This window comes from Haloferula sargassicola (genome assembly GCF_040362925.1).
GTDB classification, from domain to species: domain Bacteria; phylum Verrucomicrobiota; class Verrucomicrobiia; order Verrucomicrobiales; family Akkermansiaceae; genus Haloferula; species Haloferula sargassicola.
Genome location: NZ_BAABRI010000012.1, coordinates 106942 through 125884 on the forward strand (window position 1 = coordinate 106942; position 18943 = coordinate 125884).

Annotated in this window: 10 protein-coding genes; 7 read left to right on the forward strand and 3 right to left on the reverse strand. The window is 67.5% G+C overall.

Annotation, left to right across the window (positions count from 1 at the left end; genetic code table 11):
• The first annotated feature begins 9 nt into the window (after positions 1-9).
• Entirely contained in the window at positions 10-1239 is a 1230-nt protein-coding gene (locus tag ABXH26_RS11850; protein ID WP_353567282.1) for a hypothetical protein, read from the forward strand.
• A gap of 265 nt (positions 1240-1504) precedes the next feature.
• On the opposite strand, the gene ABXH26_RS11855 is transcribed toward ABXH26_RS11850, so the two are convergent.
• The 3 genes from ABXH26_RS11855 to ABXH26_RS11865 all read right to left on the reverse strand — a co-directional run bounded on the left by ABXH26_RS11855 (position 1505) and on the right by ABXH26_RS11865 (position 7533).
• Complete coding sequence (locus tag ABXH26_RS11855; protein WP_353567283.1) at positions 1505-3970, reverse strand: LamG domain-containing protein; 2466 nt, start codon at positions 3968-3970, stop codon at positions 1505-1507.
• A 173-nt stretch (positions 3971-4143) separates the two neighbouring features.
• A complete protein-coding gene (locus ABXH26_RS11860) occupies positions 4144-5487 on the reverse strand; it encodes an archaeosortase/exosortase family protein (RefSeq protein ID WP_353567284.1) in 1344 nt (447 codons plus the stop codon).
• A 42-nt stretch (positions 5488-5529) separates the two neighbouring features.
• A complete protein-coding gene (locus ABXH26_RS11865; RefSeq protein WP_353567285.1) occupies positions 5530-7533 on the reverse strand; it encodes a VIT and vWA domain-containing protein in 2004 nt (667 codons plus the stop codon).
• Positions 7534-7667: 134 nt separating this feature from the next.
• Between ABXH26_RS11865 and ABXH26_RS11870 the strand changes: the two genes are divergently transcribed.
• The 6 genes from ABXH26_RS11870 (at position 7668) to ABXH26_RS11895 (ending at position 18895) form a co-directional block, all read left to right on the forward strand.
• Positions 7668-8078: a hypothetical protein gene (locus tag ABXH26_RS11870; protein ID WP_353567286.1), complete on the forward strand. Its 411-nt coding sequence runs from the start codon at positions 7668-7670 to the stop codon at positions 8076-8078.
• A gap of 134 nt (positions 8079-8212) precedes the next feature.
• Positions 8213-8503, forward strand: a complete 291-nt coding sequence (locus ABXH26_RS11875; protein ID WP_353567287.1) for a YHS domain-containing protein — start codon at positions 8213-8215, stop codon at positions 8501-8503.
• A 54-nt stretch (positions 8504-8557) separates the two neighbouring features.
• Positions 8558-9865 (forward strand): TolC family protein, encoded by a 1308-nt coding sequence (locus ABXH26_RS11880; protein WP_353567288.1) that lies wholly within the window; start codon positions 8558-8560, stop codon positions 9863-9865.
• A gap of 7 nt (positions 9866-9872) precedes the next feature.
• Entirely contained in the window at positions 9873-11696 is a 1824-nt protein-coding gene (locus ABXH26_RS11885) for a heavy metal-binding domain-containing protein (RefSeq protein WP_353567289.1), read from the forward strand.
• 24 nt (positions 11697-11720) lie between these two features.
• Positions 11721-15623 (forward strand): efflux RND transporter permease subunit, encoded by a 3903-nt coding sequence (locus ABXH26_RS11890; protein ID WP_353567290.1) that lies wholly within the window; start codon positions 11721-11723, stop codon positions 15621-15623.
• Between the two features lie 281 nt (positions 15624-15904).
• Positions 15905-18895, forward strand: coding sequence for a choice-of-anchor tandem repeat GloVer-containing protein (locus ABXH26_RS11895; RefSeq protein ID WP_353567291.1), 2991 nt, complete (start codon positions 15905-15907; stop codon positions 18893-18895).
• The last annotated feature ends 48 nt before the right edge of the window (positions 18896-18943 follow it).

Genomic DNA, 18943 nt, shown 5'->3' on the forward strand with positions numbered 1-18943 from the left:
CCTCGCGGCATGGCTTGGCGCATCGATCAGCAGGTGGTTCGCGGTGAGATCGACAGCCGCCAGCGCGGCCAAACCACCGGCCGCCTGTGGCTCGCGAACCGCGCGGAGCCGGTCGAGCTCGAGCTGGAAGGTTCGCCGTGGGCCGACCTCGCCGGCCACCTCCTCCGTTTCCACCAGCCGCGGCCCCAGGCCGGCCCGCTCGACGGGCTCGCTCCCTGCCAGCGGGGCGTCGTCGGCGACATCACCGCCTCCCGCAAGGTCAAGGTGTCCGACACGCCGGTGGAGGAAAGGCACGGCGCCGCCCAAGCCGGCCGGCCATCCTACCACTGGGCGAACTGCCTCTACCTCGAGTGGTTCAGCGAGGCCAACGGGCGCGTGGTCATTGAAAGCACCGACTTCGAACTCGAGCTCAATCCCGATCCGTCATGGACGATGACGGCCGATGAAGAACTGGCCCAACGGGCGCGCAATGCCGAAGCCATGACCCGCTTCATGGACCGCCTCTCCGCCGCCCATGCCGGGGCGGTCGATGACGAGGATTTCGACGACGACGCCCCCCAAAGCACCGCCGAGGCCGAAGCCGAAGCCCAGACCGCCTGGATGGACAAGCTGCTCGATCGCATCGAGGCGCGCATCGAGCGTGAAGGCTTCGACGAGGACCGCTACGACGAGATCTACCACGAGGAGCGCGAGCGGCTGCGCCGGGAAACCGGTCACCCGCCCGAACCCGAGGATACCCCCGAGGCCGCGCGGGAGCGCCAGCAATGGATCGATGAAATGAACGAACTCGCCGCCGAGGCCATGGCCGAGCTGGAGGCCGAAGCGTGGAAGGATCGACCCGAACCTCGGCGTCCCGAGCTGCTCGATCGGGCAACGGACCTCGCGGTGGCGCTCTTTCATGACGTGGCGGGCTGGATGCCCGACGATTCGCCCCGCGAGCATCCGTTGCGCGAGATCGTCAATGGCGTCCAGATCGCCTCCGCCAAGCTCGCTGGCGCGCTCGGCCACGATGCCGACGAGCCCTGGCCGCCCGACGCCTTGACTGCCGGCGACACCCTGGTCCGCCTCAAGAAGGCGCGCGACGCCCTGCGCGACGCCCTGCGCGGGCTCGATTCCGCCGATGAGGAACAACTCGCCGAGACCGAGTGGCGCATCGAGACCCGCCGCGCCGTTGCCGACCTCCTCGGCGAGGTCCAGCGCCTCATCGCCGAAGTCCGCGAGGTGCTTCGAGATGACTGAAGGGCCCCCTTTGACGACTGGGAAAACCTCCGGCGCACCTCGTCCGGCGATTTCCGTCCAGCGGCCCGGCCGCGGGTGGCCCTGGCCCACGCCACCGACCACGCCCTGCGGCGAGCAGGGATCCTCGGGGAGGCGGCCAGCCCGGCCCATCGCAGATCCCGGCGTTCACGGAGAATTGCGCAGGTGATCCGGCAGCCGCCGCAGCGAAGTCGTAAGGCACACCCCGACGCCCGACGGAGGCCGGGCGCCGGGGCTGCCCGAGGCGCTAATAGCGGAGCCGGTAAAAATGGATCGGCCCGTCATCGGGCAGATAGGGGGAAACCGCGCCGGGCACGTCGCTCCAGCTCCCGAGGTCGCCCGACTCCTGAAGCACGCCTTCCGTCCACTCCAGCGTGACCGAGCCGGCCGGGCGGCTCAGCATCAGCTGCGGAACCGCTCCGCCGCTGCCCGCGAAATGAGCTTCAATCCGCGAAGCGGACAGCGCCGTATCGTAGATTGCCGCCGAGCTGATGCCGCCGCTGAAAACCCGCAGCTGGCCGGGATCGACCGCGTCCGGGAAAAGGGTGCCGTATTTCCACCGCCCGCGCGACCCGATCGACCAGTTGGCGTTGTCGACCGCCACGGCACCGTCGGGATCCTCGCCCGTGGCGACCAGCTCGCCATTGCGGTAGAGCATCCACTCCCCGCCGCTCCACGTTCCCGCCAGGTGCACCCAGGCATCGCCGCTCAGATCCTCGGCGGGAATGGCGAACGACGCCTTGCCACCGCTGGCTCCGACCTCGTAGTTGCCTTCCTCGATCCGCAGATAGAGTTCCTTGTCGAAGTTGTCATTTCCCCCGTGGCCGATGATGTTCGCCGAAGTCTGGACCTGCGTCGGATCCGGGCGAACCCACGCTTCAAGCGTGATTTCACCCGCAATGTTCAACTCCTCCGGATTGCGGAGTTCGACATAGGTCTTGTCGCCATCGAAAAGACTGGCCATCTGCCCGACATCGAAGACCGGGAGCTCGGGTGCCGCGATGGGAAGGGGATCGTTGACATAGACCCCCTGCCCGTCCGCTCCCAGCGAGCCGAGGTTTTCCGCCGCCGCGACCTCGGGCTCGTCAAGCCGGTAATAGGCTACGGGACCGTCCGCCTCGATCAACTCATGATAGGGCACCGGGCGCGAGGCATTGATGCCGTTGGCATGGTGATCGGCAATCTGCTGGGTAGACAGCACCGTATCGTAGAACGCCACTTCATCGAGATCACCCTTGAACGGATTCTCGGTGCCGTTCGGAAACCCGGCGAGGCCGATCGGAACATCGCCGGGCCCGTTCGGAACATAGGGGCCCGCTGTGGTCGTCTGCGTCGCCACCTGCGCACCATTGACATAGATGAGGGCGGTCTGGGTGGAGGCGTTGTAGGTCACGGCGAGATGCTGCCATTCGCCGACGACATATCCGCCGGCGCCATTGCCGGACACCAGGTTGATGGTCGCGTTGTTGCCACTGCCGTTGTAGAGCCGGAGGTTCCATCCGTAGCCGCTGCCGGGACTGGTGGCGGCGTTGGACCCCCGCTGCCAGATCACCCATCCGGTGCGGTCTCCGTTGGGCTCGTGGTTTTTCACCAACGCCTGTGCATTCGGATTCCCCTCGGCCAGCGGGCGCACCCAGCCCTCCCACGAGAAGCTCTCCGAGTTGAGCGCCTCCTCCGCCGGCAGCACGGTGGGATAGCCGCCATCGGTGGAGACCGGGTCGATCATGTCGTAGCGCATCGCCGGGTTGTCATCGCCCGCCAGCGCGCCCGCCACCCCGTGGATGGCTCCGGGAAAATGGATGCCGTTTCCGGCAACACCGAGGCTGCCCAGATTTCCCGCCACCACCCGCGACGGTGGGTACTCGTCCAGGCGCAGGTGAAGGATCGCGCCATCCGACTCGACCAGCGTGGCATAGGACTGCTCGGGGGTCAGCGTCCACGCATTGTCGATGTGGGCGTTGATCTGTTGGGAGGTCAGCGCGGCCGGGTAGAAGGCCACCTCGTCGAGGCCGCCGGTGAAGGGGTTGTCGCCGGCGTTGTCGGAGCTGTAGGCGCCCAGCCCGAGCGGCACCTCGGTGTTCGGCACGTAGCCGCCCGACTGGCTGCCCACGTTCACCCCATCGACGTAAAGGGTGGCGGTCGAAGCCGGGCCGTCCCACACCACGGCCAGATGGGACCAGGCCCCGATGAAGTAGGAGCCGCCGGTGATGTCGATCGACGGAGTCCCGCCATTTTCATCATACATCCGGAAATTCCAGCCGGTGGTCGAAGAGCGCTGGAAAAACGCCCAGCCCTGCCGGTTTCCCGCCGAGCGGCGATTGAACAGCGGAGCCTGGGCGTTGGTGGCGCCGTTCACGTCGGGGCGGACCCAGGCCTCGATGGTGAAAGATTCGCCCGCCGGCGGATTCAGCGCCGCATGGAAAGGCACCGTCGTCAGGGCACCATCGGCATAGGAGATCGCCGTGCTCGTGCCCGCGTCGAGAGCCCCGAAGTCACGGTATCCGACGCCGGCGTGCGTGCCATCGAGCACCGCGCCGAGGCTGCCGCTGTTGACCGCGACGCTTTGCGGAATCGCACCTCCCAGAGGAAGGAACACCAGCGGGCCGTCGGCGAGCACCGCGTCCGCATAGGAGCTTGCCTTGGCCGGGATCGCCCACAAGGCAAGAAGGACGGGAACCAGGGCAGTCAGAGAACAACCAGGTGAAGGTTTCATCGGAATATCATGGGTTCAGGTGGTGAAATGAGGTCGCCGGATCGGAAGTGCATCCGGGCGGAGTTCCGGTGGATGCCGCCCGGTGTTTTGCATGAAATTTCCAATCGCGTATACCTTCGGCTCGGCACGACATTGTCACGAAAGCCGCGAAAGATTGCCGGGCGGACGACATCCTATGGGGTTTCCGCCGGGCGGATCATCGTCACCGCCGTCCACGGCCCCGCCTCGGGATGCAGGGTGGCATTCCAAAACCATGCCGAAGCATCCGTGCAGGCCTTGCCGCCCGCGGAAACGTAGCGCTCGCGGACCGTCCAGCTCCGGCCATCGCGCCCGGCCCGGGTGGTGCCCCACAGCCGGCCGTCGGCATCACGGTGCGCCGGCTCGCTGTGGGTGGTGAAACCTTCGGCCCGCAGGCAGTCCGCCGCCGGATGCATCCTCCGCGTGGCGCGATCGGTCCGCCGCAGGATCAGCTCGGCATCGCCGCAGCGGAAGCGGGCGATCGACCCCGGAAAGGCCGCCGCGAAGCGCTCCTCCACCTTGCTCAGAGGCAGGCGGACCAAAGGAACTCCCTCCCAGACCGCCGGCCATTTCTCATCAATGCCCTGCGTTTCGATCGGGCCCGGTCGCTCCGCCGTCCGACCCGCCACCACAGCCAGCAGACCGAACCCGACGACCATACCACGGCGCAGCAAACTCCCGCGCGGCCGCCGCAGTCGGGCGAGCCGCCCGCTGAGATGGAACACCGCCAGCAACACGCCGCCATGAACCAGCAAGCCGGTCCCGGGATGCAGCCAATGAGGCCATGCCACGCGCCCCGATTCCGGGAAAAACACGATCGCCGCGCGCAGCCCGTTGCCGATGATCACACATCCCACCGCCATGGTCAGCAGGGCGAGCGTCCGCACCGCACTGAGCCGCAGGCGCGCCGCCAGCACCGCGGCCACGAAGCACGCCGTCCACAGCATCCGGATGCCGGCACAGGGTGGATCGATCCCGACCATCCGCTCGCCCTCCAGGATCACCACGCCGGCCCGCTCGACCGGCAGCCCGCCGAGTTTCAAAAGCCAGCGGGTGATTTCCGCCGCGGCGAGGCGCAGCGGATAGCCGGCATAAAAGTCGAGCGACGCCACCAGCGGCAGCGACAACACGAGCAACGCCATCACGCCCGCCTTGCCGCGCGGCATGCGGAGGGAAAAGCCGATCACCGCCACCGTCAGCAGGCCGGTGAGCAGCGGATAGCGCGGCCAGCCCGCGGCCTGCACCACCGCCAGCCCGGCCGCCCCGGCCAGCATCCGGCCGGCCGCGATCCTCACCTGGTCGCGGTCGCGCCCGCCGAAACGAACAGCCGCCCCCAAGGTGCCCAGCCCCGCCAGCAGCGCGATCAACCCGAGCGGCTCGTCGGAGCCATCGTCAAGCCGCCGCCCGTACCACGCCAGCGTCGGCAGCGAGGCCAACAGCAGCGCCGCCACGGCCGCCACGGCCTTCCAGCGGATCGCCGGGCACCCGGACCCGGCCATCCTCATACCGGGAACTACCGTGTTCATCGTAGCACCGCGGCATCATTCTCCCGGCTGCACCCGATGCCGATGCAGGAGCAGGCCGGCGGCCGTCAGCAGCAAAAGGCTCACCACCCCCGGCTCCGGCGCCGCACCCACCGCGGAGCCACCGCCGCCCGACACCACCTGGCCGGTGCCGAGCGCCTGTTCGCCGACCCCCTTCGGCAGCGGCAGCGGCTGGGTCACCTTCTTGAGCTTGTCCACCACCTCGCGCGGGGTTTCATCCACGGCCACGAAAGAGGTGTGCTCCGTCAGCAGGCTGTAGGTCAGCCCGAGCGTGGTGATTTCCCGGTTGATCTCCTCTTTCCCCCGGCCCGCCACCAGAGCATCGTCCGCCAGCGTGCGCACCTTTTCCCGCGCCCACAAGGTCCGCAGCGCCGGGTTGCTGCGCGAGGCCACGTCGGCCACGTCGAAAACCGCCTTATACGGCCCCGCGCCGCCCTGGCCGGTCACGATGATCCGCCCCCGCGGCTCGCCGGTCCATTTCCCGATCAGCTCGATCGGACGGTCGGCGAACACGTCCGGGATGCTCCGCGGCTGCACCTCGGAAGTACGAAACCCCTCGTAGCTCACCCGGATCCCCGTCAGCACCGGCGAGCTGATGTAGCCGCGGAAACGGCGCGCCGTTTCCTCCGCCTCGCCGGGATGCAGGACGAAGAAAGGCTCGCCCATGCCGGCGCGGGCCAGACCCTCGATCAGCCAGCGGTTGACCGAGCTGCCGATCCCGAAGGCGAACAGGTTCGCCCGCCCGCGCTGCGACCGCACCAGCTCGAAGGCCTCGCGCTCGATGCTGACGTAGCCGTCCGTCACCACCACGATGCTGCGCGAGGTGTCTTCGTCCATCGGCAGCGCCAGCGCGCGCTTCAGGGCCGGCAGCAGCTCGGTGCCACCGCTGCCGTTCGCCATCCGCGTGAGGTCGGTGCCGCGGGCGATGTTTTCCGGCGTGGCCGGCAGCGAGGTTTGGGAAAACATCCGGCTTTCCCCGGCGAAGAGCAGCACGTTGAAGGTATCCGTCGGCCGCAGGCCACCCAGTAAATCGCGCATCAGAGACTTGGCGGTATCCAGCGGAAAGCCGTGCATGCTGCCACTGACATCCAGCACGAACAGATAGTCGCGCGCCGGGATCTGCTCCGGCACGACCCGCTGGGGCGGCTCCACATTCACCAGGAAGAAGTTCTCCTTTTCCCCCTCGTGCAGCAGCAGCCCGCTGGCCACCTGCGAGTCGGCCAAGCGGTAGTGCAGCACGAAATCCCGGTCCGCCGCCTCGCCGCTGGCCGGCAGGTCCACCTCCGCCTGCTCCTTGCCGGTGAAGTCGATTTTCACCGAGTGGCTCGGCGAGGTCAGCGACTGCAACGGCATGCCGGCATTCACCCGGATTTGGGCCGCGAAGGTCGCCGGGGTCGCCACGCCTTCCCCCAGATAGGGGTTCCCGATCCACGGCTCGGTCGCCGCGCCGGCATTCGAGTAGCGCGGGCCGACCACGGTCGGATACACGAACTCATACACCCTCTCCGTTGCGGTCAGCTTCTCGCTGAAATGGAGCGTCACCTTCACCTCATCGCCGGGCAGGATGTTCGCCACGTTCATGCGGAACACATTCGGACGCTCCTGCTCGAGCAGCGATGCCGTCTTGTGCTCGGCCTTGGCCTTTTCATAGGTCGCCTTGGCCTGCTTCTTCTCCTGGATCTCGGCCACCACCACGCGCTCGCCGATCTTCATTTCCACCCCGTGCACCGCCGCCCGCGTGCTGGCCGGAAAAACATAGACCGCCTCGATCGGCGAACTGCCCGTGTTGGCGTAGGTTTGCTTGACCGTGACCTCGGCGATCACGCCGGAAAGGGTGGCCTGAAGGTCGGTCGACTTCAGCGGAAAGGCCTCGGCGTTCTGCTCGCCGGTCACCTCGAACCGGGGTGGCAGCGTGCGGTCGGCATCGGCATCGGGAGTCGGCAGCGCTGTGGCAAGCCGCGTCAGCAGGACCAGCGCGGCGACAACTGGGGTGGGATTCATCACGTTCATGGCTTCAAATGCTCTTCGTTGGAAAGGCTCGGAGGCCGCGATGAAACGAGCATGCTCGCGCGGTGAACGGTTCGTGAAATCAAGGTGACGGATCCGGGGGCTTGCCCCGGCGATGCTTCAGGTTTATGGAATCATTCGTCGTCCGGAACCTCACACCTGCATTGAGTCTCTCCCGATCCATCGTCGCCCTGCTGCTGGTCTTCCTCATCGGAAGCCCGCTCTGTTGCTGCGCGGCGGAGGGATGCAGCAAGGACGCCGGTCCCGCCCGCCACTCGTGTTGCGAGAAATCCGCCACGAAAAAGCACGGTGACCCGTCTCCCAAGGAGCACGTCTGCCACTGCAAGTCGAAGGACCCGCGCGATCTCGCCAAGGCCCCCGAACTTTCCCACGACCCCGGGATCCCGCTTCCCGCGGAAATCTTCATCGCGGTGACGCCCCCAGCGGAAGTCCCCCGCATCTTCGTGGCCGCACACTTTTTCCCCGGCAGCGATCCCCCGCGAACGCGGCTTGCCCGCCTCGCCCGCTGGCTCATTTGAAGCCCGCCGTTTCCTGAACCCGCCCGCACCTTGCTTCGCGGCGGCTTTTCCGCGTACCGCTGCGGCCCTTTCCGGCCCCGGTCACTCCACGCTTTGCCCCTCAATCCCCACTCTATCTAACAGAACCAACCATCATGAAAATCACCATCCTGATCACATCCCTCGCCTTCGCCTTCACCTCCTGCTCGAAGCAGGAAACGGCCACCGCCGAGCCACCGGCCGAGTCCGCGACGGCGGTCGACACCGCCGGCGCCAAGCCCTATCCGCTGGAGGTCTGCCTCGTTTCCGGAGAGAAGCTCGGCGAAATGGGCGAGCCCCATGTCATCGTCTACGAGGGCCAGACGATCAAGTTCTGCTGCGAGCACTGCGAGCCGAAGTTCCGCAAGGACCCGGAGAAATACCTGTCGAAGCTCGAACAGCCCTGACCCCTTGCCACCGGAGGAGCCTGATGCGCGCCTCCGGTGGCCACCTCTTTTCCCATGCACCGCATCCTCATCGCAGGAACCTGCCTGTGGCTCGCTGCCTGCTCGAACTCGCCCGATGCCGTCGGCGCCAAGTCGGCCATGCTCGACGTGCCGCCACCCGCCGCCGCCGTGAATTACGGCATTCCCCGTAGCGCGGGCCCCGACGTCCTTGCGGCACTCGCCATCCAGCACCATCCCTCCCTCGCCGCCGCCCGCCACCGTGCCGGGCGACTCGCCGCCAAGGCTCCGCAAGCGCGCTCCCTGCCCGATCCCACGGCCGAAATCGCCGCCGGCTCGATGGCCGAGACCGCCGCCGGCCGCATGGAAGCGATGGCCTCGGTGAAACAGAAGCTCCCTTTCCCCGGCAAGCGCCGCGAGGCCGCCGCCGCCGCCGACAGCGAGGCCGCCGCCGCCCGCGCCGAGATCGAGGCCCTCGAACTCAAGCTCACCGAGCAGGTCCACGCCGCCTGGTGGGATCTCTACCTCGCGCACCAGACCATCGCCCTCACCCAGGAGAGCCGCTCGGTGCTCGATGCGCTGCGCCAGGCCATCGACGCCCGCGTCGCCGCCGACCAGGCCAGCCAGGCCGACCAGCTCCGGCTCGCCAACGAACTGACGATGGTCGACCGCGACCTCGCCGAGGCCGAAAAACTCCGCGCCACCGCCGCGGCGAGACTCAACTCCCTCCTCAACCGCCCCTCCGGAGCTTCCTTGCCCACGCCCGCCAATGCCTCCATTCCCTCGCCCGGGTCTTTGGAAAGCCTGCTCGCCCGCGCCCAGGCGAACCACCCCGAGGTCGCCGCCGCCGAACAGCGCGCCAACGCCTTCCGCCACCAGCTCAAGCGCGCCGAACTCGAAAAGTATCCTGATTTCACCGCCGGCATCACCCACGGATCGATCTCCGACTCCGGCCTGTCGCGCATGTCCAACGGCCGCGACCAGCTCTATGCCACCCTCGGCATCAACATCCCGCTGTGGCAGGAACCGCGCCGCGCGATGATCCGCGAGTCCCGTGAGGGCATGGCCGAAACCGAGTCCATGATCGCCGCCAAGCGATCCGACCTGCGCTACCGCGTCGAGGAAGCCTGGTTCGAGGCCAAGACCGCGCGCGAGGTCGCCCGGCTTTTCGAGACCCGCCTCATCCCCGATGCCGGCCAGGCCTACGACGTCACCCTCACCGGCTACAGCACGGGAAAAAACAGCTTCAACGACCTCATCGAAACCTGGCGTCAGCACCTCGCCTACCGCCTCCAACTCGCCCGCAACCGCGCCCAGCTCGGCAAGGCCACCGCCACCCTCAAGGCCGCCGCCGGCATCCGCTAAACTTCCCATGAAAGCCTCCCGCTTCCTGAAAACCTGGCCCCTGTTCCTCGGCGCGGTCCTCCTCTTCCTCTTCGGCTGGTGGTTCGGCACGCCGGCGACCGGAGAAAAACACATCCACACCGAGTCCGACACCCTCTGGACCTGCTCCATGCACCCCCAGATCCGCCAGCCGAACCCCGGCCTGTGCCCGATCTGCAACATGGACCTCATCCCGCTCGAGGAAGGTGCCGCCACCGGCCCGCGCGAGATCGTCCTCACGTCCGAGGCCGTCGCGCTGCTCGACCTGCGCACCGCCCCTGTCGTCCGTGCCCCCGCCCAGGCCGAGGTCCGGCTGTTCGGCCGCATCGACTACGATGAACGCCGTATTTCCACCATCACCTCGCGCGTCGCCGGCCGGCTCGACCGGCTTTTCGTCGACTACACCGGTGCCCTCGTCCGTCAGGGCGACCACCTTGCCGAAATCTACTCGCCCGACCTCATGGTCGCGCAGCGCGAACTCATCGAGGCCCGGCGTTCCCTCGAAAACAACCCCTCCGGCGCCGCGCGCGACACCCGCCGCCGCTTGCTCGAAGCCGCCCGGGAAAAGCTCCGCCTGCTCCAGTTCAGCGAGCAGCAGATCGCGGAAATCGAGAACTCCGAGACTCCCAGCGACCACCTCACGCTCTACGCGCCGCAGTCCGGCGTGGTCACCGCCAAGCTCGCCAACGAAGGCCAGTATGTGAAGACCGGCGACCCGCTGTTCAAGGTCGCCGACCTGTCGACCGTCTGGCTGAAGCTCGAGGCCTACGAGTCCGACCTCCAGTGGCTCCGCTACGCGCAGGACGTCCGCTTTACGGTCGAAGCCCTGCCCGGCCGCACCTTCCACGGACCCATCGCCTTCATCGACCCCGAGATCGATCCCATGCGCCGCGTCGCCAAGGTTCGCGTCAATGTCGACAACCCCGACCTCGCCCTGAAGCCCGGCATGTTCGCCGAGGCCGTCGCCCGCTCGTCGGTCACCGCCAACGGCCGGGCGCTCGATCCCTCGCTGGCCGGGAAATGGATCAGCCCGATGCACCCGGAAATCGTCAAGGACGGCCCCGGCCAGTGCGACATCTGCGGCATGGACCTCGTTCCGGCCGAGGAACTTGGCTTCATCCCCGATGCCAAAGGCGCCCCCGAGCCCCTGCTCGTTCCCGCCTCGGCCGTCCTCCGCACCGGCCAGCGCGCCGTCGTTTACGTGAAGCTCAAGGAAGCCGGTCACTATGAAGGCCGCGAGATCCTCCTCGGTCCGAAGGTCGGCGAGCGATTCATCGTCGAGGGCGGCCTTGAGGAAGGCGAACTCGTCGTGGTCCATGGCGCCTTCAAGCTCGACTCCGAACTCCAGATCCAAGCCAAGCCCTCGATGATGTCCCTCACCCCCGCCGGAACCGAGGTCGACCCCGCCGAAGCCGCCGCCCTCCGCGCGGCGCTCGCCGTTTACTACCCGATCGCTAGCGCGCTCGCCCACGACGACGAACCCGCCGCCAAGCAAGCCGCCGCCCAACTTGCCGAAGTTCTCGAGCCCCTCGGCCTCGCCGATTTCACCGCTCCCCTCCTCGACGCCTCCGACCTCAAATCCCGCCGCGCCGCTTTCGCGCGCCTCAGCCAACAACTGATCGCCCTCATCCGCGAACGCGCCCCCGACGCCGTCGGCCCCGCCTACGTCGTCCACTGCCCCATGGCCTTCGGCGGGGGTGCCGACTGGCTTTCCCCCGAACCCAAGGTCCTCAACCCCTACTACGGTGACGCCATGCCCACCTGCGGCAACGTCACCGAGACGCTCTCGCTCGGCTCTTCCACTGATCACTGATCACTCGGCACTGATCACTTCGTGATGAAATCTCTCATCCATTTCTGCCTCCACCAGAAGCTGGTCGTCCTGCTCCTGCTGACCTTCTTCATCGCCTGGGGCATCCGCGTCGCCCCCTTCGACTGGGACACCGGCGGCTACAAGCGCGATCCCGTCGCCGTCGATGCCATCCCGGACCTCGGCGACAACCAGCAGATCGTCTTCACCGACTGGCCCGGCCGCTCGCCGCAGGACGTCGAGGACCAGGTCACCTACCCGCTCACCGTCGCCCTGCTCGGCATCCCGGGTGTCAAGGAGGTCCGCTCCTACTCGATGTTCGGCAGCTCCTCGATCTATCTCATCTTCGAGGAGGACGTGGAGTTCTACTGGAGTCGTAGTAGGGTCCTGGAAAAACTCAACTCCCTGCCCGCCAACCTGCTCCCTCAGGATGTCGCGCCGACCCTCGGGCCCGACGCCACCGGCCTCGGGCAGGTCTTCTGGTACACGCTCGAAGGCCGCGACCCCGAGGACAAGCCCGCCGGCGGCTGGGACCTCGACGAACTCCGCGCCATCCAGGATTGGCAGGTCCGCTACTCGCTGCTTTCCGCCAAGGGCGTCGCCGAGGTCGCCTCGATCGGCGGCTTCGAGCGGCAGTATCAGGTCGATGTCGATCCCGACCGCCTGCGCGCCAACGAGGTCACGCTCGCCCAGGTGGTTGATGCCGTTCGCAAGTCCAATCAGGAAATCGGCGCCCGCAACCTCGCCGTCAACGGCGTCGAGTATTTCCTCCGCGGCACCGGCTACATCGAAAGCGTCGGCGACCTCGAACAGGCCGTCGTCGCCGTCCGCGACAACACGCCGATCACCGTCGCCGACGTCGCCTCCGTCCATCTCGGCCCGGCGATGCGCCGCGGCGCGCTCGACGTGAACGGCGCCGATGCCGTCGGCGGCGTGGTCGTCGCCCGCTACGGCGCCAATCCGCTCGAAGCCATCAAGGCCGCGAAATCGAAGATCGCCGAACTCCAGTCAGCGCTGCCGGTCCGTGCCGTGGTCGATTGGGAAAAGACCGATCACGCCCGCGTCGAGGCCTTCGCTCGAGAGCACGACCTATCTCCGGCATTCGAAGCGGACGGCACACTCGGAGATGAGGCATGGCTCGCCTTCACCCGCAACACACCCCGCGCCGACTGGCCGGACTGGCTCACCACCTCGCAGGTCACCGTCGTGACTTTCTACGACCGCGCCCAGCTCATCGGCGAAACGCTCAACACCCTCGACGAGGCGCTCGTCCAGCAGGTGCTCGTCACCATCATCGTGGTGGTCGTGATGGTGCTCCACCTCCGCAGCAGCCTGCTCATTTCCGCCATGCTGCCGCTGGCCGTGCTGATCACCTTCATCGCGATGAAGATCGCCGGCGTCGATGCCAACATCGTCGCGCTGTCCGGCATCGCCATCGCCATCGGCACCGTGGTCGATGTCGGCATCGTCCTCACCGAGAACATGCTCAAGCACCTCGACGAGTCCGATCCCGGGGAAAGCCGCGCCGCCGTGATCTACCGCGCCGTCACCGAGGTCGCCAGCGCGGTGACCACCTCGGTGCTGACCACGGTCATCAGCTTCCTGCCGGTCTTCGCCATGACCGGCGAGGCCGGCCGCCTGTTCCGCCCGCTGGCCTTCACCAAGACCTTCGCGCTGACCGCCTCGATCATCGTTGCGCTGACCATCATCCCGCCCGTCGCGCACCTGCTCTTCGGCTCGTTTCCGAAATGGTTCCGGAGCCGCCGCGCCCTTTCCTGCGGCCTGCTCGCCGCCGCGGGCGTGATCGCGTTTTCCCTCTCCACCCCGCTGGCCCTCGCGCTGCTCGCCCTCGCCGCCGGGGTGGCGGTCGATCCATGGGTCCGAGGAAAAACCCGCCGCACCGTGGTCCTCGGCCTGAATGCCGTCGCCGCGCTCGGCGTGGTGGTTTTCCTGACCCTCGACTGGATGCCGCTCGGCCTCGACCGCAACGCGCTCGAGAACATCATCTTCGTCATCCTCGTCGTCGGCGGCCTGCTGCTCGGCTTCAAGATCTTCGAAATGACCTACCCGCGCGTGCTTCGCTGGTGTCTCGATCACAAGCCGCTCTTCCTCGCCGTGCCCGGCGCGTTCCTCGTGTTCGCCTTCTGCGTGTGGCTCGGATTCCCGAAAATCTTCGCCTTCCTGCCGCGGACCGTCGGGCCCGGCATCACCGAGACCCGGCTGTGGCGAAGCGCCGCCGAAAAACTCCCCGGCCTCGGCCGCGAGTTCCGCCCGGCGCTCGACGAAGGATCGTTTCTCTTCATGCCGACCGTCAGCCCGCACGCATCAATCGATGAAGCGCGCGACACGGTCGGCCGCCTCGACCGCGCCATCGCCGCCATTCCGGAGGTCGATCGCGTCGTTGGAAAAATCGGCCGCGTCGACTCACCGCTCGACCCCGCGCCGATCTCGATGATCGAAACGGTCGTCAACTACCTTCCCGAATACCGCTCCGACGACAGGGGCCGCGTGCTCCGTTTCCGCACGGGAAAAGACGGCGATTTCATCTACGACGACCGTGGTAGCTTGATCGAGGATCCCGGCGGCAAGCCCTACCGCCAGTGGCGGCCCGGCATCCGCACGCCCGACGACATCTGGCAGGAAATCGAACAGGCCACCCGCATGCCCGGCGTGACCGGCGCGCCGAAGCTGCAACCGATCGAGACCCGCCTGGTCATGTTGCGCACCGGCATGCGCGCGCCGATGGGACTCAAGATCAAGGGCGACAGTCTTTCCGAAATCGAGCAGGTCGGCGTGCAGATCGAGCACCTGCTGCGCAGCGGCGGAGTCGAGGGCCTCGCCACCGAAACGGTCAACGCCGACCGCATCGTCGGCAAACCCTACCTCGAGATCATTCCCAACCGCGACGCCGCCTCGCGCTACGGGCTGAACATTTCCGACATCCACGATACCATCCAGACCGCGGTCGGCGGCCGCGTGGTCACCACCACCGTCGAGGGCCGCGAGCGCTTCGGCGTGCAGGTCCGCTACGCCCGCGAAGTACGGGACTCGCAGGAGATGCTCGGCCGCGTGCTGGTCACCGCCCGCAGCGGCGCGCAGGTCCCGCTCTCGCAGCTCGCCCGCATCCGCTACGTCCGCGGCCCGCAGATGATCAAGGCCGAGGACACCTTCAAGACCGGTTACGTCACCTTCGGCTCGCTGCCGGGCTTCGCCGAGGTCGATGTGGTCGAAAACGCCGCCGCCTTCCTGCAGGCGGCCCGCGACGACAGGCGCCTCGTCCTTCCGCCCGGCGTCCGCTACGACTTCGCCGGCAATTACGAGTCCGCGCTCGAGTTCAACCGCACGCTCTGGACCATGGTGCCGCTCGCGCTCGGCGCGATCTTCGTGCTGCTCTATCTCGACAACCGCTCCGTTGTTACCACGTTCATCGTATTTTCGGGCGTGGCCGTCGCCTGGTCCGGCGGATTCCTGCTGCTGTGGCTGTACGGCCGCCCCACTTTCCTCGACTTCGAGCTGTTCGGCCACAACCTGCGCCAGCTTTTCCAGGTCTCGCCGATCAACCTCTCGACCGCCGTGTGGGTCGGCTTCCTCGCCCTGTTCGGGATCGCCACCGACGACGGCGTGGTCATGTCGACCTATCTCCGCCAGCGCTTCGACGAGCTGAAGCCGCGCGGCCGCGAGGCCATCCGCGCCGCCGTCCTCGAAGCCGGCCAGCGCCGCGTCCGTCCGTGCCTGATGACCACCGCCACCACCCTGCTGGCGCTGCTTCCCGTACTCACCAGCACCGGCCGCGGCTCCGACCTGATGGCCCCGATGGCCGTGCCGATCTTCGGCGGCATGCTGATCGAGCTGATGACCATGTTCGTGGTGCCGGTGCTGTATGCGGCGAAGGAGGAAGCCGGCGGACGAACCCACCCCCGGGCGGCCTGAGGCGACCGCCTTCGTCCGCCCTCAGCCCTTGCCGCCCTGTGCCGGCCCGCGGACACCCGGGGGCGCGGGTCACGCCTGACACTCCCGTCCTTTTCCGCCTTGCACGCGCAGTGGAGTTTCTGCTAACTGCGCGAAAAAAGTGGTGGAGGAGGTGATCGGTTTCCACCCCTTTGCCCGCCAGCCCGTGTGGCCCCTGCGGCGTCATGAGCGCCATCTTCCAAAAGCTCGAACTTGGCCGTCGCGGACATCGCCGCGTTCCGGCCGCCGCATGGTGTTGGGTCATGATGTCCGTGGCATCGGCGGGGCCGGTCTATGAGCCGCTCGCCTCGTTCACGGCGCCGCCCAAGGTGCCTTCACGGGGGGCATTGATTCCAGTCGCGGGCGAGGAGGCCTTTTTCGGTCTCTCCGCCACCGGGGGTGGGGAGGGAAAGGGGACGCTCTACAAGATCACCAAAACGGGGACGGTGACGACCCTGGTGAACTTCACCGGCCTGCGGGACGAGTATCCCGGATACGAACCCAAAGGGGGGCTGTGGGACGACGGTGCGGGTTGGCTTTGGGGAACCACTTTCCGGGGCGGCGCCTCCGACGTGGGAACCGTTTTCAAATACAACTGGCATACCGGCACCTTCGAAACGGTGGTCGAGTTCAACGGCGACAACGGATCTTTCCCCGATGGCACGCTGGAACCGGACGGCACCGGTGGACTTTGGGGAACGACCACCGGCGGCGGCCTCACCGACGACGGCACCGTGTTCCGCCTCCGCCTCAGCGACGGGGCTTTCGCCTCGATCATTTCCTTCAGCCGCACCGCCGGCCCGGCTCCCGGGGCCTGGCCGGTGGGCGGACTGACGGCGGATGGGCACGGCTCGCTTTGGGGCGTCACCGCGCAAGGCGGGCAGAGCAGCCAGGGAGTGGTGTTCAAGGTGGACATCGCCTCCCACGACTACACGCGGATGGCGGACTTCGCTCCATTCCCGGTGCTCGATACCATCACCGCCCGGCTTCACTACGATGGGGAGGGGTTCTTGTGGGGAACGGCGGGAGGAGGGATCACGGAAGGTCCCGAGGGGGCCGTGTTCAAGGTGGCGACGCTCACTGGGGAGATCACCGTGGTGCATCAGTTCGACTGGGCGACGACCGGTTGGAAACCCTCGGGCGGTCTCACGGAAGACAGCTCGGGAAACCTCTGGGGGACGACCACGGCAGGACTAGGCTCCGGTCTCGGCGGCGTGTTCAAGGTTCAGCGGTCGACGGGTTCGGTCACCTCCGTCGCGGAATTCTCCGAGGAAACCGGCTACTCGTCGGTGGCGCCGCTGACTGCCGACAGCTCGGGCGTTTTCTGGGGCACCGCGACGCATGGTGGACCGGCCGGCGTGGGATCGATTTTCAAGGTGGCCACCCGCGCCCTCCCCGCGTCGATCACCGCCGTCCGACTGCTGGACGACGACCTGCCGCCGGTGAGAGGTCGCAGCCCGAACGGGGGATTCGTGATGACGGATAGCGGGAAATTGTGGGGCACCACCTTGCTCGGGGGTCGATCGGATAACGGCACGGTATTTACTCTCGATCCCGAGTCCGGCGAAATCCAGACCCTCGCGGAGTTCACCGGGACGGGTGGTGCCGCCCCCGGCAGCGGACCCTCCGGCTTGATCGATGGAGGCAATGGCGGGTTCTGGGGGGTGACCGCCGGCGGAGGACTCGGGCACGGGACCATTTTCAAGGTGGATTCGCAGACGCGTGCCGTATCGACGGTCGTCTCACTCACCGGCACGACTGGCGCCGCGAAGGGGGATTGGCCGGGAGGAAAACTGGTGCGCGTGGGCGACTGGCTGTGGGGCACCAGCCGGGCCGGCGGGCTTGCGGACCGGGGGACCGTTTTCAGGGTCAACCGACTCACGGGCGCATTCGTCACCGTGCACGAATGGACCGGCACGGCTCAGACCCACGGCGACGGGGCGATGGACGGGCTGGCACCGGACGGATCCGGATTTCTCTGGGGCGTGACCTACCGGTCGGGAAGCAGCGGCCATGGCTCGGTCTTCAAAATCGCCACCTCCACTGGCACCTACTCGGAGGTCTATCCCTTTCCTCCCAGCGGCGAAACTGATGTCATCCCCCAAGGGCCGCTCACCGCCGGTGGTGACGGACGCATGTGGGGAGTGACCAACGTCCTGTCCGGCACCAGCGGAGGAACCCTCTATTCCCTCCGCATCAGCGGTGGCGCCCTGGACTCCCATCACCCTTTCTCGGCGCTCGGCGGACCCGGGCCGGGAGGAAATCCCGCGGGTGGATTGCTGGCCGACGCGAGCGGCACCCTGTGGGGGATCTCCCGGCAGGGCGGCAATCATTCCCGCGGGGCGATCTTCCGGATCCCGGTCAGCGGAGGCTACGCGGGAACCGCGGTTTGGACCCTGCCGCTGTCCCGCTACGCGTGGCCCGCGCCGGGATTCCATCCTGGATCGAGCCCTCTGACCGCAGGGGGTGACGGTCACTATTATGGTGCATTGGAGGAAGCCGGCATCGGTGGCAACGGGCAGATCTTCCGGCTCCGTTTCGGTCCCAACGCGCTCACCCTGCCCGCGGATGGGGTGGGCCACACGAGTGCCGTGCTCCACGGCCTGATCAAGCCGAACGGGACCACCAGCGCGGCAGGATTCGATTTCGGCGTGCAGCCCGATCTCGCCACCTCATTGCCGTGGTCCAGCGGCAATACCAGCTCCGGCAGCTTCTACGAACCCGTCAGCGCCCAGCTCACCGGCCTGGTTCCCGGCACCACCTATTACTTCCGCGCCCGCGCCACCAACGCCGACAATCCATTTCCCCAGACCGGGAAAATCCTGTCCTTCACCACCCGCAAGCCGGGCCTCGCCGACTGGCTGCTCGGCTACGGCATCACCGGCCCCGAGGCAGGTCCGACGGAGGACCCGGACGACGACGGCATCTGCAACGCGCTGGAATACATCGCCGGCAGCCACCCCGGGCAGCCCTCGTTGCCGGCCCACCCGGTCGGAGCCTTCGGCCATGGCGGATACACCGTCAGCTTCCTGCGCGCCGACCTGTCGGAAACGCCGGACATCGATCTCAGCGTGGAGGCCGGCAGCGACCTCGAAACGTGGCCCTCCATCTATCACATCGGGGCCACCACCACCGCCTCGAGCCCCGGCGTCACCGTCATCGAGAACGGCTTCCTCAGCGACAGGATCGAAGTCGCGCTGCCTCACCTCCAGCCGCGCCTGTTTTGGCGCATCCACGTCACGGTGACGCCATGACCCCGCCCGGCGATTCGGGGATCGCACGCCGTTTCGTCCACGCGCTCC